This is a genomic window from Streptomyces africanus, from assembly GCF_002150735.1.
GTDB lineage: Bacteria > Actinomycetota > Actinomycetes > Streptomycetales > Streptomycetaceae > Streptomyces > Streptomyces africanus.
In genome coordinates, this window is record NZ_MUKA01000410.1 from 1 (window position 1) to 536 (window position 536).

At 74.4% G+C, this 536-nt stretch carries 1 protein-coding gene; it reads left to right on the top strand.

Annotated elements, in window-relative coordinates:
* On the top strand, positions 1-536 hold a 536-nt coding region (locus CCL05_RS37870; RefSeq protein ID WP_143590010.1), incomplete at both ends, for an MFS transporter.

A 536-nucleotide genomic window follows, 5' to 3' on the forward strand; every position in this document is an offset into this window, starting at 1 on the left:
TCGTGGAGGTGCTGCGCCGCCCGAAGCCCGTACTGCTGGCCGCGTGCGTCGGCATCGGCGCGTTCACCGCCCAGTCGCTGCTGACGAGCTTCATGATCTCCTACGCCGTCGACGAGGGGTACACCCGCCCGCAGGTGCTGACCGCGGTGACCGTCGCCTCCTGCGTGGCCCTCGTCGTCCTGCCCGCCGCGTCCGCGCTGTCGGACCGGGTCGGCCGCCGGCCCGTCGTGCTCGCCGGAGCGGTCGCCTCCGCCGCCCTTGCCTTCCCCGTGCTGGCGCTGGTCGACTCCGGCTCGCCCGGACTGCTGATCCTCGCCCTCGCCCTCGGTCACGGCGTCGCCCAGTCCACGATGTACGGGCCGCTCGGCGCCCTGCTCACCGAGATGTTCGGCACCCGTGTCCGTTACACCGGCGCCTCCCTCGGCTACCAGGCGGCCACCCTGGTCGGCGCCGGCTTCTCCCCGCTCATCGCCGGCAGCCTCCTCGCCTCGTACGGGGGCGGCAGCACGCCCGTCTCGCTGCTGCTGTGCGCGGGC